Source organism: Roseovarius confluentis, from assembly GCF_002917925.1.
GTDB lineage: Bacteria > Pseudomonadota > Alphaproteobacteria > Rhodobacterales > Rhodobacteraceae > Roseovarius > Roseovarius confluentis.
Genome location: NZ_PPFE01000003.1, coordinates 144,958 through 164,162, shown reverse-complemented (window position 1 = coordinate 164,162; position 19,205 = coordinate 144,958). Strand labels below are relative to the sequence as shown.

Genomic DNA, 19,205 nt, shown 5'->3' with positions numbered 1-19,205 from the left:
AGCAGAATGCTTATTTTCGCGGTCTGGGTATTGTCCGCTCTGGCTGTCACAGGCTGTACGAATACGCGCGAGGGCGTTTCCGTGCTGTCTGTCGGCAAGACGCTGATCGATTCCAGGCGCTCTCAAAGAGAGCCAACCAGGGAGATTCCTGACGCGGTTGTTCAGCGGGAGATCCGCCGTGCGCTGAATTCGAGTGACGGTCCATTTGCGCTGATGCGGATCGAGGGAACAGGTAGCGTTGCCGTCTTGCGGGTGATCGAAACCAACGGTCCCTACAGTACATGGTCTGCATGGGGCACCTCCGAAAGGCGAAGCGTATCGACGCGCGGCGGCGTGATCACATCAACGCGCGGCCTTGGCACCGATCTTATGTCTTCCAGCGTCAACGGCTTGCTTGGAATGCTATCGCGGCGCGAAGACGGAATTACGAAGCAGGTATTGCGTCACCTGGACGGCGAAAACCAGATCGAGGAAACCGAAGCCTACTGTGCCTTTACCCCGGATCAGCGCCAAGCCTATCAGGCCGGCGCGCTCGCTCTGCAGGTGACGCGTGTCGATGTTTTCTGCAAGACGGATACTGGCACCTTCGACAACTACTATCTGGTCAGCGACAGTGGTCGGATCGTCGAGTCGCGCACCTGGCTTGGCGAGGGCCTTGGGTATTTCGTGCTTAGCCACCTGCGCTAAGCAGGTCGTTCCAAGAAAAAGCACCTGTTTTGCCAAGGAACCGTCAGGCACGTAGCGGGCGTGCCCATTCCATCCATGCATGCGAGCAGGCGCCTTGCTTCAAACAAAAGAAAAGCGGGCCCGGAAAGGCCCGCTGAAACCTGCTTGCGATGTCAGCCAGTTATTGCGTCACAAGGCTCGTCGTGCTGGAAGAGCCGTCTGCAAGAGCAACGATAAGTCCTGCAGCGACGACGCCGACAACAACATAGGTCACGCCGCCGATTTGCAGCATCGAACCTTCAGTCGCTTGCGTCGAAACGAAAGGATCATTGGTCGAGGTCGCTTCCTGTGCAATGGCCGGCGCAACCGAAGCTGCAACGACAGCGCTTGCTGCGATAAGTGTCGTAAGTTTCTTCATGACAGTCTCCAATCATATGGTTGCGTGATGCCAATGCACCGAATTCACCCTTATATCCCACAATTTTAAAGAGAATAAAACCCAATCCGTAGAGATCGAAAAGAATCCGGTTATTAGCGCCCGAATGTGGCCAATTCGCCAATATTTTCATCTTACCTCGGCAAACGAAGCCCCAGAATGTCGGAGGCCCCCACTTCCTGACCGTTCTCCATCACCAGTACGGTTTGATCTGACTCCCTCCTCGCCTCGACAATTCTGCCATGGACCTGCACCGGTGTCGTCTCGACGATCTCTTCCCCGGTAAAAGACTCGACGCTCAGGTCATATGTTCCGGGCGGCAGTTGGTTACCTTCAGGATCGCTGCCCAGCCAGGCAATCTCTTGCCGCTCGCCGGAGACGGCAAGGCGCTGAACTTCGTTGCCTGAGCCATCACGAACCACCAGGTCGTGCCGATCAGCGAGGTTGTCGCCCGAGATTGTCAAATTCACCGGAGTTCCATCAAACCTGACCGGGGCGATCGCGCGGCCCTCCATACCGATCCAGCCCGACATTTGCGACACGCCCAGAAGACTCATTTGCGCTCCGAGGGCCGACAGCAGGTCGTTGGACTTTACCTGTTGTTCCACGCCAGAGAAGGTCGCAAGCTGTGTCGCGAACTCCGTCGACTCCATCGGGTTGAGCGGATCCTGATTCTCCATCTGCACTGTCAGCATGCGGATGAACGTCTCGAAATCCGAACTCAGTGTGGATGAGCCGCTTGCAGTAGTTGCGGCCCCGCTTGCGGACGCACCAGCGGTGTTTGCGGAAAGAGCAGAGATATCCATGATATTGTCCTTTGAAATAGATCAGAGCCGAATATCGACGCGGTCCAGCGCTATCCGGGTCGATACATCCAGTGGCGCGACGTCGGGCGTCGCATCACCATCCGGTTCGGCCACGTCATGCCGATACGAGCCGCGATCCGCGTCACTCTTCTTACCGGTTTGCGGGTCGCCGCCTTGTCCGAACGAGAATTCTGCCGCGCCATAGCCGATCTCACGGAACTCCTGTGCCAGGATGTCGGAGTTTCGCCGCAGCAGGTCCAGCGTTTCCGGCCTGTCAGCCAATACGCTCACGATGACGCCGGTATCGCTGGTGTGCAGGTTGATCCGGACCCGCCCAAGCTCGGCCGGGTTCAAGCGAATTTCGGCGGATTGTTCCGTCGCCCGGCGCAAGCCCGCTGCCAGTTGTTCCGAAACATGGCGCGGAAGATCCGGCATTCGCGCCAAGCCAACAAGACTTGTGCGCAACGGCGCGCTGGTCTCGACCTGGCTTGTCAAGGCGCCGACGGTATTCATGCGGCTACTGTCCGGTTCGAATGTCCTAGCCCAATCCTCGCCTTTGCTGTGCGCATCCAAGTTCTCGGGAACGACTGCGGATGTGACAATCGGGGGGCTGGAAACCGGCTTGCTGCCGTAGGCTGGCGCGAGGTCCGGCTGTAGAGTGCCCTGGTTGGCTGTTCGCGCCTCCGCCGCGGACAGCCTGCGATAGTCGGCCGGTTCCGAGTTCGGGACCTGCTGCACTTCGGCCGCGGGCTTCGACATCGCGATCTGACGCGCGAATGTATCGGATGCCGGAACGGCCGATGACCATCCACGACCCATGCCGACCGAAGGTTCGGACTTCACGATGCTTTGCGTTGGCGGCGCGGCGACCCCGCCGTCTGGCACCACGAACTGGGATAGCGTGCCAGCGCCGACGCGATTCTGGACATTCGGAACCGAGCGAATATCCCGCTCTTGCCTGGAGACGGTATTGTCGGCCTCGCCCGCTTGATCCGATGAAATCACAACAGCCTGATTGGGTCTTTTGTCGCCAGATTGGGGTACCAGCATGTAATTCTCTGGCCTGGAATTGACTGTCGGACTTCGTGTCAGCGCTTCGTCCGCACGAAACTCGCCGTCTGCCGAAGGAGCGAAATACCCGACCTGAGGTCTCACGCCCGCTGTGGCAAGAAACTCTGCAGACTTCGCGGCCCCCGGCGAAGGCGCAGCAGAACTTGTCCGGCCCGCCGGATCCGATGGGCCTTTGCCCTGAGCGAGGTCACGCTCGGCACCGAAACCATCAGGGCTGCGCACCGGGTTCTGCGATGGCTCAGCCGGAGCCTGGTGCCTCGCTTGCGGCGCAGCGTTCCGGCCCTCAACCTTGTGGTCCCGGGCGTTGCCCGCCCAAGAGACCTCACCTTTCCCGTCCGACGCTATGGCCGGTTTCGAAGGCAAGGACGCTGTCAGTGCCGTTCTGTCCTGGTGAAGCGATTCATGTTTCAGCGCGGCATTCTGCTCTTCGATTTCCGCCTCGCTCACCCCGGCGACAAGGCGAGACTCTTCTGCGGCCTCCGTGGCGGTCGGGTGCTCATCCTCAACCGGTGCATCGGTTTCACCACTGTCGGATTCGATGGCCTCGCCCGATGCCTCTGTGTGCGCGTCGGGATCCTCCACTTGCAGATCGATTTTCGCTTTCTGCTTGGGAGAGTCGGCCTCAGAGGGACGCGGTACTGCCTCGACAAACACGGAAGCAAAGCTGGGGCGGTGCGTATTGCCCTCGGCTTTGCCGTCCTCCGCGGCAGGCACATTCCTTACCCCATTCCCGCTGTTTGTCTGTGCGGCAGACGTCTCGCTTGTGACCGTGTAAAACATTCTTGAGCTCCGGGATTTCTTCCTCAGCCCGTCGAACTTCGCAGATCGTGATTACCAGTTCTTTACCGCTTTGGTGTCCTATCCCGAAAAGTTCACAGCATTCGAGGGATTCTGGTGACCGATCATTTACCGATGAAACCCAAGCTGGGCGTGAGCCCTTTGCCGCCCCCTGTTGCACGCACGTCACTGCACGCTGCGCAGCAGGCGGCACAGAAATTGGAAGCGACGTTTCTCGCCGAGATGCTGAAGGCCGCCGGTTTCGGCGAACAGGTGAACTCGTTTTCCGGCGGGACCGGCGAAGATCAGTTCGCCTCGTTCCACCGTCAGGCGGTCGCGGATAAGATCGCGGAGGCCGGGGGCATCGGCCTTTCCGAACATTTCCTGAACGCGATGCTGGAGACAAGCAATGACTAAACATTCCGCACAAGACCTGGTCGACGAACTGGACAATCTGCTGGAGGCCGAGCGCGAGGCCGTCCTCGGCGGCAACCTCGACGACATGTCACGACTGCTGGCGCGCAAAGAGAGCCTGATCGACGCGCTGAGCGAACTCGACGCGGCAGATGCCGCCGCGATATCGGAAGTTCAGGACAAACTTGCCCGGAACCAGGTGCTGCTCGATGGCGCGCTGCAGGGAATAAGACGGGCCTCCGCACGGCTTGCCGCCGTGAGAAAGGTGCGCCGTTCGCTGGAGACCTACGGCGAGGACGGACAGAAGAAGACGATCGACGCCCAGGTCACGCGGCAGTTGGAAAAGCGAGCATAATTCCCGGGACTTTTTTCAAGAGAATTTGTCTCAAATGCCAGTCACAGACCCACAGCCGTTTTAGGACTCTCTTAGTACTTTCAAGGCATTTCTCGGCCTGCATCCCAAGGTGGATGGCGCGATGCCGACAACGTGCATCGCAAACGTCAGAACGACTTTCGAAACCACCGCCCCGGGGCGGTGGACATGTATCGGCGCAAAAGCGTCGCAGCAAAAGGACTATGCTATTATCGCGACCTTCCAGGCACCGCCATGATGCCCGTCACCGCCCGTGACCTTTTTCCGTTTGATGATGACTGGCGCGGCATTGTCACCAGACGCACTCATCTCACCACCTATTCACTCACCCGAAACGATCGTTAGCAGACCAGGTCTTACTCGGCTGTTAACAGATCAATTTGTCCGCTTTATCGGGTCGCGCATCGCCGCGGGGCAACCACTGCATTTTAGTGAAATGCCGGGCATTCGGTTTTTGTGAATCGGGCGAGAAAGTGATATCCAACTCATGATCGCGCCAGTATGGCCGAAACCATTTCCAGAGACACGTGTGGTGCGTAGGGAGCACGTGGGGCAACGGAGGGTATCGGCCGATACGCGCGATACCCTCCGTACGAACTCACGGGATTATCGCCGCCGAAATGCTGAAGCGGCTACGCCGTCAGACCCGCAATTTCACAGACAATCTTCCATTCTTCAGCGGTTACAGGCTGCACCGACAGACGTGAGTTGCGCACCAGCACCATCTCCGAAAGGCGGGGATCCTGCTTGATCATATCGAGCGTCACCGGCGTTTTCGCTGTTTCCACCGCCTTGATATCCACGCAGTCCCAGCGATCGTCGTCGGTCGTGCTGTCGGGATGCGCCTCGGCAATCACCTCGACGGTACCGACCACCGCCTTTTCCGTCTGGCTATGGTAGAAAAAGCCCCGATCGCCCACCGCCATCTCGCGCATGAAGTTCCGCGCCTGGTAGTTCCGCACGCCGTCCCATTCCTCGCCGGCCTCCGCCCGCGCGACCTGCTGATCCCAGCTCCATGTCGACGGCTCGGACTTGAACAGCCAATACCGCATCGGTCAGATTACCTTGTTCCAGGGGATCAGCTCGACACTTTCGAACAGATCCGCCGCCTTGTACGGGTCCTTTGCGGCCCAGGCCTCGGCTTGCGCCATATCCTCGACCTCCAGCACCACCAGCGAGCCGATCATGTCACCATCCGCATCCAGCAGAGGACCCGCCTGGCTCACGACGCCCGTCTCCTTCAGGTAGGCCACGTGCGCGTCACGGTTGTCGAGACGGGTTTGCAAGGCGCCGGGCTTGTCCCGGGCAATCAAAGCGATCAGCATCATTCTTCCTTCAATGGCCTTTGAAGCAGCATATCCATCGAGTCGCGAACGTTCAATTCACCGCGCACCAATCCGGTCACCACGCGCGTGATCGGCAGGTCCAGCCCCGCCTCCCGCGCCATCTTTTCCAGCGCCTGCGCCGTCGCGGCCCCTTCGACTGTCACGCCCGTATCGAATGTCTCTCCGCGTCCCAGGCTCTGGCCGTAGCGGTAGTTGCGCGATTGCTCGGAGGTGCAGGTCAGCACCAGGTCACCAAATCCCGAAAGCCCTGCCAGCGTCTCTGCCCTGGCGCCGTGCATTTCCGCCACCTTGACCAGTTCGGCAAAACCACGAGTCATCAGCGCCGCACGTGCACTTTCGCCCAACCCGGCGCCAATCGCCACGCCGCACGCAATCGCAATCACGTTCTTTAGCGCGCCGCCCAGCTCTGCACCTGTTACATCCATAGTGCGATAGAGCCTGATATTGGGCGTCGTCAGCCGCTGTTGCAGGCTCTCGCCTACGCGTTCATCGGCACAGGCCAAGGTCAGCGCCGTCGGCAGACCCCGCGCAATGTCATGGGCAAAGGACGGACCTGTCAGCATGGCCGGGACGGCGTCGGGGACGTGCTCCGCGATGATCTGTGTCGGTCTCAGCCCGGTGCCGCGCTCCATCCCCTTGCAACAGGCGACCAAGGGCTTTCCCGCCAGCGACCGACCGTGCGTTTCCAGAAACGTGCGAAGTTTCTGTGTCGGGACCGACAAGAGAACGATTTCCGCCTCTGAAACAGTCTCTAACTCTGCTGAAACGCTTACATTCTCCGGCAAAGCGACCCCCGGCAATCGCCGCGCATTCTCCCGGGTCGCGTTCATCTCCCGCACGTGCTCTTCGTCCCGCGCCCAAAGTGCCACCGGACCATTGCGCGCCAGCGATACTGCAAGGGCCGTGCCGAATGCACCGGCGCCGATCACCAAGATCATGCCTTTGCCCCTTTCTTTCCACCGCCCAGCAAGGCCGGACTGCGCTTGTCCAACGGCCAGCGCGGACGCGCGGCCAACGTCATGTCGTCAATGCGCCCCGCACGAAAGAGTTCCCCACCAGCGTAAGCGATCATCGCGGCATTGTCAGTGCAAAGCGCCAGGGGCGGCGCCACGAACCGCACGCCGAATTCGCCTGAAACAGTCTCTAGTCCAGTCCTTATTTCGGTGTTCGCCGCAACGCCGCCCGCCACGGCCAGTGCGGGTGGTTCGGCCAGTTGCCTGCGCGCCTCGGTGAGGGCACGTCGCGTCTTTTCCTGCAGCACATCTGCGACCGCCCTTTGGAACCCTGCACAGAGATCGGCCCGATCCTGCCGCGTCAGGCCACCCTTTTCTGCGATCACCGTGCCCCTGGCCCGCAACAGCGCGGTCTTGAGACCGGAAAAAGACATATCGCATCCCGGCCTGTCCAGAAGCGGGCGAGGAAATCGAAAACGCCCCGGGTCACCGTCGCGCGCAGCGCACTCGATCGCCGGCCCTCCCGGCTGGCCCAGGCCAAGCAGCCGGGCCGATTTGTCGAACGCCTCGCCCGGTGCATCGTCAATCGTGCCGCCCAGACGCGTGAACTGGTCACAGCCCTCGACCACAAGGAACTGACAATGCCCGCCAGAAACCAGCAGCATCACGTAAGGATAGGCCAGACCATCGGTCAGCCGCGGCGTCAGCGCGTGTCCCGCAAGGTGGTTCACTCCGACCAAAGGAATGCCGCGCGCGGCGGCGATGGCCTTGCCTGTCGTCACCCCGCACAGCACACCGCCGATCAGCCCCGGCCCTGCGGTCGCCGCCACCAAGGTGACATCGCCAAGCCCAACTCCCGCCTGCGACAGAGCCTGTTTCACCGAGATATCCAGTTTCTCGGCATGGGCGCGGGCCGCAATTTCCGGCACGATGCCGCCAAACGCATCGTGCAGCGCATCCTGCCCCAGTACGACCGAAGACAGGATCTCGGCGCTGTCCCCCGACAGGGATACCACTGCCGCAGCCGTATCATCGCAGCTGCTTTCCAATCCAAGGATCACCAGATTGTCCGTCATGTCACGCCCGTTGCGCCAAGCCCTCGTCGCAGGTAACACCGCGGAGACACTCAGACAACTCCGGAGCGTTCATGCCGCCGCTGATCCTGATCACCAGACCCATCGAGGCGGCCAATAGCTTTGCCGCCCGTCTGGCAGCGGAGCTGGGACCCCAAGCCGAAATCCTTCTCGCGCCCCTTATGGAAATTCGGCAATTGCCGGACCTGCCCGCGCTGTCGGTCTACCGCACGCTGATTTTTACCTCCTCCCACGCGGTTGACGCTTTCGCTCAGGCCACAACGTGCCGTGACTTTACCTGCTACGCTGTGGGCAAGGCGACGGGCGAAAAAGCCAGCGCATGCGGCTTGTCCCCCATTGTCGGCCCGGGCACCGGCCGAGAGTTGGCCATACGCATCCGGAACGATGCGCCAGCAACGCCCTGCCTTCATCTTCGGGGCGATCACGTGGCCTTTGATATCGCAGGTTGCCTGAATTCCGCGGGAACAGAGACGCATGATGCCATCATCTACGAACAGGTTCCTCTCCCCTTGCCGGACGACGTCATTGCCCGTGTCCTCCAGGCGCACACCATTGTCGTTCCGGTTTTTTCACCGCGCAGCGCGCAGCTTTTGCTAGATGCGCTGCCAAATGGCACTAACTTGCAAATCGCGGCGATCAGCAACGCCGTGGCGGAGGTTATCCCTTCGGCCAAGGCGCATAGGATAGAGGTCGCGGAAACGCCCGACGGGCCGGCAATGCTCGCGTGCGTTGCAAGACTATGGTCCCATGCCAACCGGCTTGAGGGCAGAGACAGGCCACAGTAAGCTTGGCACGCCAGGCACTAGTGGCAAGATTCGAAAGAGGTTTTCAAGTGGCAAAGAAACCACCGTCCAAGGCGAATATCTCGCTAAACAAGAATGTATCGCAGACGGACGAAACCGCCGACGAGGCGGGCAAAGCCACCGAGAGCTCCGAGGACGCGCCGCAGGACGATAGCGGGACCGTCACGCCCGGCGAGACGCCTGACGACACGAAGGCGGACGAAGAGTCTTCCGACGACACGCCAGCGTTTCCTGACGATGCGCCTGATACCCCTGACGACGCGGCAGAACATTCGCAAACCGAAACGTCTGCCGACGCGGCAGCGGACGAGCCGCAGGACGCGCAGCCCGACGAAAATACAACGAGCGACTCCGCGCCCAACGCGCCGATGTCCGCCTCTGTCCCCGCGACAACGCCGCAACCGGCGAAAGGTCCCGGCGCAGGCGCGCTTATTCTGGGTGGCATCGTCGCAGGCGCAATCGGTTTCGCCGCAGCCTACTTCGGCCTGACGCAAAATCCACCCCCACGTGACGAAGCGCTCGTCGGTGAAGTCAGCGAAGCCGCGCGCCGTCTCGACGAACAGGCCGATACAATCGACGCGCTCACTGAAAAGGTCGGCGGCATCGCCAACACCGACGACTCCGCGCTCGAGGCGCAGATCGAGGCGCTTGGCACCCTGTCAGAACGCGTCACCGAGGCCGAGGACACCCTGGAAGCGATCGATGCGCGGCTGCGCGACGTCGAACAGCGCCCGGTCACCGAAAGTGCCGACGCCGCAACCATCGCCGCCTACGAGGACGAACTGAACGCCGCCCGCGAGGAACTTGCCGCGCAGCGCGAAGACCTGCAGGCCCTCATCGACGAGGCGATGAACACCGAAACCGCAGCCGACGAAGCAGCGGTCGCCGCAATGCAACGGGCCGCGATCAGCCGTATCCTGGCCGCTCTGGACAACGGCGCAGGCTTCGCCGGTTCCGTGGCCGAACTTCAGGATACCGGCGTCGACGTGCCCGAAGTCCTGGTGTCCTCCGCCGACGCCGGTGTGCCGACACTCTCCAGCTTGCAGGAAAGCTTTCCCGAGGCTGCCCGCGCCGCGCTCGACACGTCTCGCGACGCCACCGGCGAAGGCACCGGGCTGACAGGTTTCCTGCGCAGTCAATTTGGGGCACGGTCGCTCGAGCCGCGCGAAGGCAGCGATCCGGACGCAGTGTTGTCCCGCGCCGAAGCGGCGATCCGCGATGGTCGGCTTCAGGACGCTCTGGCGGAAATCGAGGCGCTCCCCGAAGAGGGCCGCGCCGAACTCTCCGATTGGGCCGGTCAAGCGGCACAACGGCGCGAGGCGGTGGGCGCGGCCCAGTCGCTGAGCGAGACATTGAATTAACGCCGGGGGAACTCAGAGAATGCTGTGGTCCGTAATCAAGATTATCCTCTTCATCGGCCTCGTCGCCGCGGCCAGTTGGGGGGCGATCTACCTGCTGGAACTTGACGGCGGGGTGCGCATCGTCATGGCCGGGCAGGAATTCAACTTGACCCCGCTTATGGCTGTCATCGTACTGGTCCTCCTGGTCGTCGCGGTCTGGCTCTTGCTCAAGCTCGTGTCTTTGCTCGTGGCCGTACTGCACTTTATCAACGGCGACGACACCGCGCTGTCACGCTATTTCCAGCGCAATCGTCAGGAAAAGGGGTATCAGGCGCTGTCCGAGGGCCTGATGGCTCTCGCATCGGGCGAAGGAGAGCTTGCAATGGCCAAGGCCGGCAAGGCCGAACGGTATCTCAACAAGCCCGCGCTGACCAACCTGATCACCGCGCAGGCGGCCGAGATCTCCGGCAATCGTCGCAAGGCCGAGGAGACTTACAAGCGGCTGCTGACCAACGAGAAGACCCGCTTCGTCGGCGTGCGCGGCATCATGCGCCAGAAACTGGCGAACGGCGAAACCGAGACAGCCTTGAAGCTGGCAAAGACCGCCTTCGCGCTGAAACCCAAGCACGAAGAGGTGCAGGACACGCTGCTGAAACTTCAGGCTCAGACCGGCGACTGGAAAGGCGCACGCGAAACGCTGAGCGCCAAGCTGAAATCCGGCAACCTGCCGCGTGCCGTCCACCGCCGCCGCGACGCCGTTCTGGCCCTGTCCGAGGCGCGCGATGTTCTGGAGGAAGGCAAAAGCATCGAAGCGCGCGAATCCGCGATCGAAGCGAACCGCCTCTCGCCCGACCTCGTGCCCGCCGCCGTCCTGACAGCGCGCGGCTACATCGAGCAGGGCAACAAGCGCAACGCCACCCGCGTGATCAAAAAGGCATGGGATGCCCAACCCCATCCCGACCTCGCGGCCGCCTTCGCCGAGATCGAACCCGAAGAGACGCCGCAGGCCCGCATCAAGCGCTTCGCCAAGCTTCTCAAGATCCATCCCGATCACCGCGAAACCCGCCTGATCGACGCCGAACTGCATCTTGCCGCCGAGGATTTCCCGGCAGCCCGCCGTGCGCTGGGAGATCTGGCAGAGGTAGATCCCGACGCCCGCGCGCTGACCATCATGGCCGCCATCGAGCGCGGCGAAGGCGCGTCCGACAGCGTGGTCAAGGGCTGGCTCGCCCGTGCGCTTTCGGCACCCCGCGGACCGCAATGGGTTTGCGAGAACTGCCAGCACATTCACGCGCAATGGGCCCCGTCCTGCGACAATTGCGACGCGTTCGACACCCTGAGCTGGCGCGCGCCTCCGGCGTCGTCGGTATCCTCTTCGACAGGGATCGAGATGCTGCCCCTGATCATCGGCTCCATCGAGGATCATGGTGCGGATACCCCGGACGAGTCAGATGACAGCGACAAGATCACCGACGCCGAGGTCGCCGACGCGGAGATCGTCGAGGACACCGGTCCCGAAAAGACCGAAAAATAGCTCTTTTCGGATACGAATTGGAGTGCTATAGCCGCGCTCCACGGGGCCGCTGTAGCTCAGCTGGTAGAGCACGTCATTCGTAATGATGGGGTCGGGGGTTCGAGTCCCTTCAGCGGCACCACGAAACTTATGCAAACGACTGAAGATCAGTTTCTGTTTGCAGGCTGCCTAATTCTATCCACCTGAACATCCACCCTTGCGTTGTCGCTCCTGCGGCTTCTTAAATTCGTAAGGTGCCGAAATTCTTGTGCGATCGCTTCCTTCGTCGCTGACAGCAACCTTTAGCTAGCTTGAGCGGCCTTTGCTCAAAATCACTCAAGACCGGCTATGCCACCCGGCTCCGCGCGCCGAGTCTCAGCCAGCGCCCGCAGGTGAGCGTCGAAACCGTACCCGATCTGGTCAGACGATCAGCACGGGAACCGGGGACAGGTATGTGACCTTCTGCGAAACGCTGCCCAGAAGATAGCCTTCCATTGATCCCATGCCGCGGCGGCCAATCACGACGAGGTCGATGCCGTGCTCCTCGACGAACTTCACGATATTGCGCGACGTGGGACCGGCCTTGACGAAGGCGCGGACGTCGGTCTTGCCCGCGGACTTTGCGCGTTCCTTGGCGGTTCCGACAACCTCTTCGGCGTGGGTGCGCATGGCGTCGTCCATGTTGCCCGGATCGTCCGGCCGGACCATGGACAGCGATGCCTCCAGCATCGAATGGTGGCGATAGACTGTCAGGATCGTCAGCGCGGCCCCGCCGCAAAGCGCGGCCATCTCCACGGCCTTGTCGACGGCCAACTCTGAATTGGGCGACCCGTCAAAGGGCACCAGTATGGATTTGTACATGTCTCTCCTCCGGTTACTTGTCGAAGGCCAGGTCCCGCAGGAACAGGGCAATCTGTGGGAAGAAGATCAGCAGTACGGCGACCGACAGCAGGATGAAGATGAAGGGCGGCGTGCCGCGGATCACTTCCATGTAGGGCCGCTTGAACACCGCGATCGCCGTGAAGATGTCACAGCCGAAGGGCGGCGTGGCCGAGCCGATGGCGACCTGAAGCGTGATGATCGTGCCGACCAGCACCGGATCGAGGCCGACGGATTCGACCACCGGCGCAAAGATCGGAACCAGAACGAGGATCACCACGATCGGATCCACGAACATGCAGCCGACGAAGAAGGCAACGGAAATCACGAAGAGCACCCCGATCTGGCCCATCTCGTCAATGCCGATGGAGCCCAGGATTTCCTGTGGGATCTGGGCGAAGGAAATGACCCACGAGAAGGCCGCGCCGACGCCGACGAGGATGAACACGACGGCGGTGATGAGGCCGGTGGACTTGGCCGTCTCATAGACGCCCTTGAGGTCCATCTCGCGGAAGATGATGACCTCGAGCACAAGCGCGTAGAGCACGCAGGCCGCCGCCGCCTCGGTCGGGCTGAAGATGCCGCCGTATATACCGCCGATGATGATCACCGGGAAACCCAGCGGCCAGAGCGCCTTGCGCCCGGCGTTGAAACGTTCGCCCCAGCTGTACTTGGGCTCTGTCGGCACGTTGTTGCGGACCGCGTAGATCCAGGCGTAGATCGAGAACAGGAAAAGGATCAGCAGGCCCGGCCCGATGCCGGCGATGAAAAGCTCGGCGATGGAGGTGTTGGACACGACGCCATAGATGATCATGCCGATCGAGGGCGGGATCAGGAAGGCGATGTCCGAGGCGTTGACGATGAGCGCAAGAATGAAGCTGTCATTGTAGCCCGCCTTTTGCATCCGGGGGCGCAGTGGCGAGCCGACGGCGACCACGGTCGCCTGGGTGGAGCCGGATACCGCGCCGAACATGGTGCAGGCGGCCGCGGTGGACACCGCAAGCCCGCCCTTGAGATGCCCCACGAACGCCATCACCAGGTCAATCAGGCGATTGGCGGACTGGCCGCGTGTCATGATGTCGGCCGCAAAGATGAACATCGGCACCGCGATCAGCGAGGCCGGCCGGATACCCGCCATGATCTGCTGGATCATGGTTTCAAGCTGACCGAAGCCGCCGAACATGGTGTAGAAGCCGATGAAGGCGGCGACGATCAGCGGGATCATCATCGGGAAGCCCAACAGAAGAAGGACGACCATGACGGAAAAGATGGTAAGGGCCATCTGTCAGACCTCCTTCTCGGTGTCGTCATACCCTTCGAGCACCGCGGTCGAGAGGTAGATATCCTTGTCGATGATGTTCTTGATCGCGGTCAGCAGGTACTGCACCCCGGTCATGAAGAAGCCGACGGGCACCCATACGAGGGTGATCCAGACCGGGATCTGAAGCGACGGCAGGACGCGGCCGCGGCCCGACTGGGTGAGGATGTAGGTATAGGCGTAGTAGGCCAGGCCGAACATGAAGACCGCGGTGACCAGCGTGATGACGATCATCATCAGCTTGCGGGCCTTGGGCGGCATGGTGTCATAGATTGCCGACATGCGGATATGCCGACCGTGGCGGGCGGCATAGCTGATCCCGGCAAAGGTGATCAGGATGATGAGGATGCGGTTGAGTTCTTCGGAAAAGAAGATGCTGTTCTGAAAGACGAAGCGCCCGACCACGTTGGCGATGGTGTTGGCCGCCATCAGCAGGACACCGACGGCGAGCATTACCGCCTCGATCTTGCTTATCAGGATGTCGATGGTGCCGAGAAATCCGGGTAGCGTGGAGACGTATTCGCCCGTGGGTTCGTCATCCATCCCCGTCGTGTCGGTCTGCGACTGTAGCTGAGAGCCGTGTTCGTCTGACATAACCTGTCCCCACGTCCGTTGCGTGCAACGGCGGCCATGCCCAACTGGCACAGCCGCCGAAGAGCCATTTCGTTATTGCACGGCTTCCAGGTCGGCCTTGAGCTGATCGAGGATTTTCTTGCCGCCGTCGCCGGTCATTTCAAGGAACGTGTCCTCGACCGACGCGCCCGCCTCGACGAAGGGCTGACGCTCTTCCTCGCTGAGCGTGTTGACCTGCATGTCAGGCTTGGCTTCCTTGATCTTCTCGATGCTCTCTTCGTGAAGACCTTTCTGGTAGTCGATGATGTGGTCGAAGGCGACGTCGATCGCGTTCTGGATCACTGTCTGGTCCTCTTCCGACAGGCCTTCATAGAATTCCTGGTTGGCCATGACCGCAGTGGTGAAGTTGTTGTGGCCGGCACAGGTGATGACTTCGGTCACCTCGTACATCTTGGTCGACTCGATGAAGAACATCGGGTTTTCCTGGCCCTGGATGATGCCGGTCTGAAGCGCGCCGTAGACCTCGCCCCAGGGCAGCGGCGTGGGCGTCGCGCCAAAGGCCTTGTAGCTTTCCACCAGAAGCGGGTTGGTCATGACGCGGAACTTGACCTGGTCGAGGTCAGGCGGCCCGGTCACGGGTTCCTGCGTGGTCATGCAGACCTCGCCCTCGGGGAACATGGTCAGCAGTTCCAGCCCCTGTTCGGCGTAAAGTTCGGGGAACATCTCGTTGATGGCCTTGGAGGTGCGGAAGAACTCGCCAAGCTTCTCGGTGTCCTGCGGCAAGAGGTAGGGCACGAAGAAGACCTGTGCCTCGGGGATCAGCGAACCGGTGAAGCCCGGGCTTTGATCGACGAATTGCAGGATGCCGGTCTGCGCCTGTTCCATCGTGTCGGCAGATTCGCCCAGCGTGCCATAGGGGAAAAGTTGGACAGTGTGGTCGGAATTGGCCTCGACCTCTTCCTTGAACTTCTGAGCATAGACGCCCTGCACCTCGTCAAGCGCCTCCTCAAAGGCGTAGCGCCAAGTGTCTGCCTGAGCAACGCTCGCGCTCAACATCATGCTGCCTGCAACGGCCATCGCCATGGAAGTGTGCGAGTATCTAGCCATATTCAATCTCCTTAATATCTCGTGATTTCGTCTAGGCTGCGTTCAACCTTTTGGCCTGTCAATGATGCATTACAAAGCGCGCCAAGGCGACCCCGAGCGTCCAGCTTTGGCACCGTCGACTAAATATTCGTTTTTTGACAGCAGGTTAGCCACTATCATGCAATCCTGTATCACGGCTTAAAACGGGCCGGAAAATAAATTCTCGCCGGAGCATCAAACAGGAACTTGCCCCAGGACGAGATAAAAATGGGCATTCTGACATGGAGACACGAACGCTGGATCTCCCGGCACGGCAGCCCAGCTTTGCTGACGGCAGTATTGTCCGGCTTTTCGTTGAGCGTTCGCATCTTTTCGCTTAAGCAGGCTCAAATTGCGCGGCAGCGCACTATATAGATCTGAAACAACTGCGGCGGACCATGGCCAACCATCTCTACAAATCCGATCTTCCAGACGGCCTCGACCTCGGTCCTGTCGTCGCCATCGACTGTGAAACGATGGGGCTGAATCCGCACCGGGACAGGCTCTGCGTGGTGCAGCTCTCGGGTGGTGACGGAGACGCGCATATCGTCCAGGTGATGCAGGGTCAGACAAGCGCACCCAACCTCGAACGCCTTCTTACGGACGCCAGCGTTTTGAAGCTGTTTCATTTTGGCCGCTTCGATATCGCCGCGATGTTCAACGCTTTCGGTGCCCTGGCCGCGCCGGTCTACTGCACCAAGATCGCCAGCAAGCTGATCCGCACCTATACCGACCGGCATGGCCTGAAATTCCTGCTTCAGGAACTGCTCGGCATCGATATCTCGAAACAGCAGCAATCGTCGGACTGGGGCGCGTCCGATCTGACCGAGGCACAGCTGGACTATGCAGCGTCCGACGTACTTTACCTGCATCAGCTGCGAACCGAACTCGACGCCCGCCTGGCGCGCGAAGGCCGTACGGAGCTTGCCGAAAGCTGCTTTGATTTTCTGCCGACGCGCGCGCGTCTGGACCTTGCCGGCTGGCCCGAAACGGACATCTTCGCGCATTGATCATGGCAGCAACGGACAATTTCTATTCACGGCTGGTGGCATGGATGAAGATCATCCTGCCTCTGACCGCGCTTGGAATCTTGTCCACCCTGTTCCTGATATCGCGCCACATCGACCCCACGAAATCCATACCCATCGCCGAGATCGACCTGGAACAGCGCGCGCAGGAACAGGGCGCCACCAACGCGGCCTTCGCCGGCGTCACCCGCGGCGGGGACGAGGTGAAGATCGCCGCTGACACCGCCCGCCCTGCGCCGGATGATCCCCGCCTGATCAATGCCGAAGACGTCACCGCTGAAATGCACCTCGTATCAGGCAGCGTCGTGACGGTGACCTCGGACCGTGGCGACGTGCACCAATCCGATCTGAACGCCTCTTTGATCGGCAATGTTAACGTCGACACCTCCACCGGCTACAAGATGACGACCGAACGCCTCGATGCCAGGCTGGATGTGCTGTACGCCGAAACGCCGGGCCAGGTCTCTGGCAAGGGTCCGCCCGGTGACCTTACGGCTGGACGCATGGTGCTGACCGGGGACGAGGAAACCGGTGAAGCACATTTGGTTTTCACCGACGGTGTGAAGCTGATATATACGCCTCAGCCCGCCGAGGACATTGAACAGTGACCCATTCGTTTCGCATTTTGATCGCACTCATCCTGTTGTGCCATCCGATTGCCGCTCTGGCCCAAGGAGCGCAGATCGCCTTCGGCAACACCGCGCAGGACAGCACGCTTCCCGTCGAGGTTACCGCCGACAACCTCGACGTGAACCAGCAAGACGGCTCCGCTGTTTTCACTGGCAATGTGTTGATCGGACAAGGTGAAATGCGTCTGTCCGCGCCGCGCGTCCTTGTGGTGTACAAGGATGATCAAAGCGGGATCGAGCAGCTTCAGGCAACCGGAGGTGTCACCCTCGTCAGCGGTGAGGATGCCGCCGAGGCGTCGCAGGCCGATTACAACGTCGACACTGGCCTGATCGAAATGCAGGGCGACGTGCTTCTCGTGCAGGGCCCCAACGCACTGACCGGCGACAAGATGTTCGTCGACACGCGCGCGGGCACCGCCCGCGTCACCGGCCGGGTCAAGACCATCCTGCAACCCGAGAATGGCGATCAGTAAATGGCACGTCCCGACCTGCATATTGCCCACGAAAGCACCGGTCTGTCGGTCGAGAACCTGCGCAAAAGCTACAAGAAGCGCGTCGTGATCCGCGATGTCAGCCTGTCCTTGCGGCAGGGTGAGGTTGTGGCCCTGCTTGGCCCCAACGGCTCGGGCAAGACAACGACCTTCTACGCCATCGCCGGCCTGATCTACCCCGAAGGCGGCCACGTCAAGATAGACGGACGCGATGTCACGGCCCTGCCCATGTACCGCCGCGCCAAGCTTGGCGTGGGCTACCTCCCGCAGGAGATGTCGATCTTTCGCGGCATGTCGGTCGAGGACAACATCATGTCCATCCTCGATATATCCACGGACGACCGGCACAAACGCCGCAAACGGCTCGAAGAGCTTTTGTCGGAATTCTCCATTGAACACCTGCGCCGCGCCCCTGCCCTGGCGCTGTCTGGCGGGGAGCGCCGCCGGGTGGAAATCGCCCGCTGCCTTGCCGCTCGGCCCAAGTATCTTTTGCTCGACGAACCCTTTGCCGGGGTCGACCCGATCTCGGTCGGTGACATCCGCCACCTGGTCGCGGATCTCAAGAAACGCGGCATCGGCGTGCTGATCACCGATCACAACGTCCGCGAAACGCTCGAAATCGTGGACCGCGCCTATATCCTGCATGACGGCCAAGTCCTGATGTCTGGCACCCCGGACGAGGTCGTGTCGAACGAAAACGTCCGCCGCGTCTACCTCGGCGAAAATTTTCGTATATCCTGAGCGATGTTACGCCACACGTTAACGCAATCTCCATTGACAAGACGCCCATATCGCGGATCAAATGAGGTATGACGCTTTCGGTTTTTGCACTGTTCGAACCGTGCGACCCATCACTTGGGCCGAGGCCGAGCACACAGAAAACGTCATTTTATCCCTCACAGAATTGACCCAGATCAGGGCGAAACACCGCCCCGAAGGTCACTTCTGTCCGCATCTTGGAGGTTCTGAATGCGCTATCAAATCAGTGGAAAACAAATCGATGTCGGCCAGGCTTTGCAGACTCATGTCGAGAACGAGTTGACCTCCATTGTGGAAAAATACGCCGAACGCCCCACGGACGCGCATGTCTTCTTTTCAAAAAGCGCGAGCGAATTCGTCTGCGAAGCGACGATTCACCTGTCCACGGGCATGACGGCCACGGCCAAGGCCCATGCGCATGAAATCTACGCCGCCTTCGACGATTGCAGCGAGAAGCTGGAAAAGCAGTTGCGCCGGTACAAGCGCCGATTGAAGGACCATCACCGAGAGCGGGCGGAACCTATTGAACTTTCTCAGGCATCCGCCTATATCCTCGCCTCCGAAAGCGAAGGGGAAGAATCGGAACCAGAAAGCCTCCAGCCCGTTATCGTTGCAGAGATGGAACATCATATTCCCTCTTTGTCGGTCGGCGAAGCAGTCATGCAGATGGAGCTTGCCGGCGCACCGGTGCTCGTGTTCCGAAATGAAGGGAAAGAAGGGTTGAACGTCGTGTATCGCCGCGATGATGGCAATATCGGATGGATCGACCCTTAAATTATCGAGCAAGCAAGGCGGCGCCGGCCGCCGATGG

At 60.8% G+C, this 19,205-nt stretch carries 22 protein-coding genes, 1 tRNA gene and 1 pseudogene; 12 read left to right on the top strand and 12 right to left on the bottom strand.

Annotation, left to right across the window (positions count from 1 at the left end; translation table 11 throughout):
- Positions 1 to 6 precede the first annotated feature (6 nt).
- Positions 7 to 687 (top strand): YjbF family lipoprotein, encoded by a 681-nt coding sequence (locus C2I35_RS08820; RefSeq protein ID WP_170067164.1) that lies wholly within the window; start codon positions 7 to 9, stop codon positions 685 to 687.
- Positions 688 to 847: 160 nt separating this feature from the next.
- Here C2I35_RS08820 and C2I35_RS08815 read toward each other — a convergent pair whose 3' ends face one another.
- From C2I35_RS08815 to C2I35_RS08805, 3 genes are all read right to left on the bottom strand, one after another.
- A complete protein-coding gene (locus C2I35_RS08815; RefSeq protein WP_103762669.1) occupies positions 848 to 1,084 on the bottom strand; it encodes a hypothetical protein in 237 nt (78 codons plus the stop codon).
- A gap of 152 nt (positions 1,085 to 1,236) precedes the next feature.
- Positions 1,237 to 1,908, bottom strand: coding sequence for a flagellar hook capping FlgD N-terminal domain-containing protein (locus C2I35_RS08810; RefSeq protein WP_103762668.1), 672 nt, complete (start codon positions 1,906 to 1,908; stop codon positions 1,237 to 1,239).
- A gap of 21 nt (positions 1,909 to 1,929) precedes the next feature.
- A complete protein-coding gene (locus tag C2I35_RS08805; protein WP_103762667.1) occupies positions 1,930 to 3,759 on the bottom strand; it encodes a flagellar hook-length control protein FliK in 1,830 nt (609 codons plus the stop codon).
- 114 nt (positions 3,760 to 3,873) lie between these two features.
- On the opposite strand from C2I35_RS08805, the gene C2I35_RS08800 reads away from it, so the two are divergent.
- Both C2I35_RS08800 and C2I35_RS08795 read left to right on the top strand, forming a co-directional pair.
- A complete protein-coding gene (locus C2I35_RS08800; protein ID WP_245890455.1) occupies positions 3,874 to 4,173 on the top strand; it encodes a rod-binding protein in 300 nt (99 codons plus the stop codon).
- On the top strand, positions 4,166 to 4,525 hold the full coding sequence (locus tag C2I35_RS08795) for a flagellar protein FlgN (RefSeq protein ID WP_103762665.1): 360 nt from the start codon (positions 4,166 to 4,168) through the stop codon (positions 4,523 to 4,525). Before C2I35_RS08800 ends, C2I35_RS08795 begins: the two co-directional genes overlap by 8 nt.
- A 231-nt stretch (positions 4,526 to 4,756) precedes the next feature.
- On the opposite strand, the pseudogene C2I35_RS22440 reads toward C2I35_RS08795, so the two are convergent.
- From C2I35_RS22440 to tsaD, 5 genes and pseudogenes are all read right to left on the bottom strand, one after another.
- Positions 4,757 to 4,852, bottom strand: a pseudogene (locus C2I35_RS22440) (chemotaxis protein MotB); the annotation flags it as partial.
- Positions 4,853 to 5,175: 323 nt separating this feature from the next.
- A complete protein-coding gene (locus C2I35_RS08785) occupies positions 5,176 to 5,595 on the bottom strand; it encodes an EVE domain-containing protein (RefSeq protein ID WP_103762664.1) in 420 nt (139 codons plus the stop codon).
- Between the two features lie 3 nt (positions 5,596 to 5,598).
- Positions 5,599 to 5,868 carry a YciI family protein gene (locus tag C2I35_RS08780; protein WP_103762993.1) on the bottom strand — a complete coding sequence of 90 codons (270 nt, stop codon included), beginning with the start codon at positions 5,866 to 5,868 and terminating at the stop codon, positions 5,599 to 5,601.
- Positions 5,868 to 6,827: an NAD(P)H-dependent glycerol-3-phosphate dehydrogenase gene (locus C2I35_RS08775; protein ID WP_103762663.1), complete on the bottom strand. Its 960-nt coding sequence runs from the start codon at positions 6,825 to 6,827 to the stop codon at positions 5,868 to 5,870. Before C2I35_RS08775 ends, C2I35_RS08780 begins: the two co-directional genes overlap by 1 nt.
- Positions 6,824 to 7,918: a tRNA (adenosine(37)-N6)-threonylcarbamoyltransferase complex transferase subunit TsaD gene (tsaD, locus tag C2I35_RS08770; RefSeq protein ID WP_103762662.1), complete on the bottom strand. Its 1,095-nt coding sequence runs from the start codon at positions 7,916 to 7,918 to the stop codon at positions 6,824 to 6,826. The genes C2I35_RS08775 and tsaD overlap by 4 nt, the downstream gene beginning before the upstream one ends.
- Before the next feature lie 71 nt (positions 7,919 to 7,989).
- Here tsaD and C2I35_RS08765 point away from each other — a divergent pair, with 71 nt between their 5' ends.
- The 4 genes from C2I35_RS08765 (at position 7,990) to C2I35_RS08750 (ending at position 11,734) form a co-directional block, all read left to right on the top strand.
- Complete coding sequence (locus C2I35_RS08765) at positions 7,990 to 8,721, top strand: uroporphyrinogen-III synthase (RefSeq protein WP_103762661.1); 732 nt, start codon at positions 7,990 to 7,992, stop codon at positions 8,719 to 8,721.
- Between the two features lie 47 nt (positions 8,722 to 8,768).
- Positions 8,769 to 10,100: a hypothetical protein gene (locus C2I35_RS08760; RefSeq protein WP_103762660.1), complete on the top strand. Its 1,332-nt coding sequence runs from the start codon at positions 8,769 to 8,771 to the stop codon at positions 10,098 to 10,100.
- Between the two features lie 19 nt (positions 10,101 to 10,119).
- Complete coding sequence (locus C2I35_RS08755; RefSeq protein ID WP_103762659.1) at positions 10,120 to 11,613, top strand: heme biosynthesis protein HemY; 1,494 nt, start codon at positions 10,120 to 10,122, stop codon at positions 11,611 to 11,613.
- Between the two features lie 45 nt (positions 11,614 to 11,658).
- Positions 11,659 to 11,734: transfer RNA gene (locus C2I35_RS08750), tRNA-Thr, on the top strand.
- Positions 11,735 to 12,012: 278 nt separating this feature from the next.
- On the opposite strand, the gene C2I35_RS08745 is transcribed toward C2I35_RS08750, so the two are convergent.
- From C2I35_RS08745 to C2I35_RS08730, 4 genes are all read right to left on the bottom strand, one after another.
- Positions 12,013 to 12,453: a universal stress protein gene (locus C2I35_RS08745; RefSeq protein WP_103762658.1), complete on the bottom strand. Its 441-nt coding sequence runs from the start codon at positions 12,451 to 12,453 to the stop codon at positions 12,013 to 12,015.
- Between the two features lie 13 nt (positions 12,454 to 12,466).
- Positions 12,467 to 13,753 carry a TRAP transporter large permease gene (locus tag C2I35_RS08740; RefSeq protein WP_103762657.1) on the bottom strand — a complete coding sequence of 429 codons (1,287 nt, stop codon included), beginning with the start codon at positions 13,751 to 13,753 and terminating at the stop codon, positions 12,467 to 12,469.
- A gap of 3 nt (positions 13,754 to 13,756) precedes the next feature.
- On the bottom strand, positions 13,757 to 14,332 hold the full coding sequence (locus tag C2I35_RS08735; protein ID WP_421998540.1) for a TRAP transporter small permease: 576 nt from the start codon (positions 14,330 to 14,332) through the stop codon (positions 13,757 to 13,759).
- A 123-nt stretch (positions 14,333 to 14,455) separates the two neighbouring features.
- Positions 14,456 to 15,469, bottom strand: a complete 1,014-nt coding sequence (locus C2I35_RS08730; RefSeq protein WP_103762655.1) for a TRAP transporter substrate-binding protein — start codon at positions 15,467 to 15,469, stop codon at positions 14,456 to 14,458.
- Between the two features lie 416 nt (positions 15,470 to 15,885).
- Between C2I35_RS08730 and C2I35_RS08725 the strand changes: the two genes are divergently transcribed.
- The 5 genes from C2I35_RS08725 (at position 15,886) to hpf (ending at position 19,168) form a co-directional block, all read left to right on the top strand.
- Positions 15,886 to 16,497 carry a ribonuclease D gene (locus C2I35_RS08725; protein ID WP_103762654.1) on the top strand — a complete coding sequence of 204 codons (612 nt, stop codon included), beginning with the start codon at positions 15,886 to 15,888 and terminating at the stop codon, positions 16,495 to 16,497.
- A 2-nt stretch (positions 16,498 to 16,499) separates the two neighbouring features.
- Positions 16,500 to 17,123, top strand: coding sequence for an LPS export ABC transporter periplasmic protein LptC (gene lptC / locus C2I35_RS08720; protein ID WP_103762653.1), 624 nt, complete (start codon positions 16,500 to 16,502; stop codon positions 17,121 to 17,123).
- Positions 17,120 to 17,617, top strand: coding sequence for a lipopolysaccharide transport periplasmic protein LptA (gene lptA / locus C2I35_RS08715; RefSeq protein WP_103762652.1), 498 nt, complete (start codon positions 17,120 to 17,122; stop codon positions 17,615 to 17,617). The genes lptC and lptA overlap by 4 nt, the downstream gene beginning before the upstream one ends.
- Positions 17,618 to 18,376 carry an LPS export ABC transporter ATP-binding protein gene (lptB, locus tag C2I35_RS08710; protein WP_103762651.1) on the top strand — a complete coding sequence of 253 codons (759 nt, stop codon included), beginning with the start codon at positions 17,618 to 17,620 and terminating at the stop codon, positions 18,374 to 18,376.
- A gap of 228 nt (positions 18,377 to 18,604) precedes the next feature.
- A complete protein-coding gene (gene hpf, locus C2I35_RS08705; RefSeq protein ID WP_103762650.1) occupies positions 18,605 to 19,168 on the top strand; it encodes a ribosome hibernation-promoting factor, HPF/YfiA family in 564 nt (187 codons plus the stop codon).
- The last annotated feature ends 37 nt before the right edge of the window (positions 19,169 to 19,205 follow it).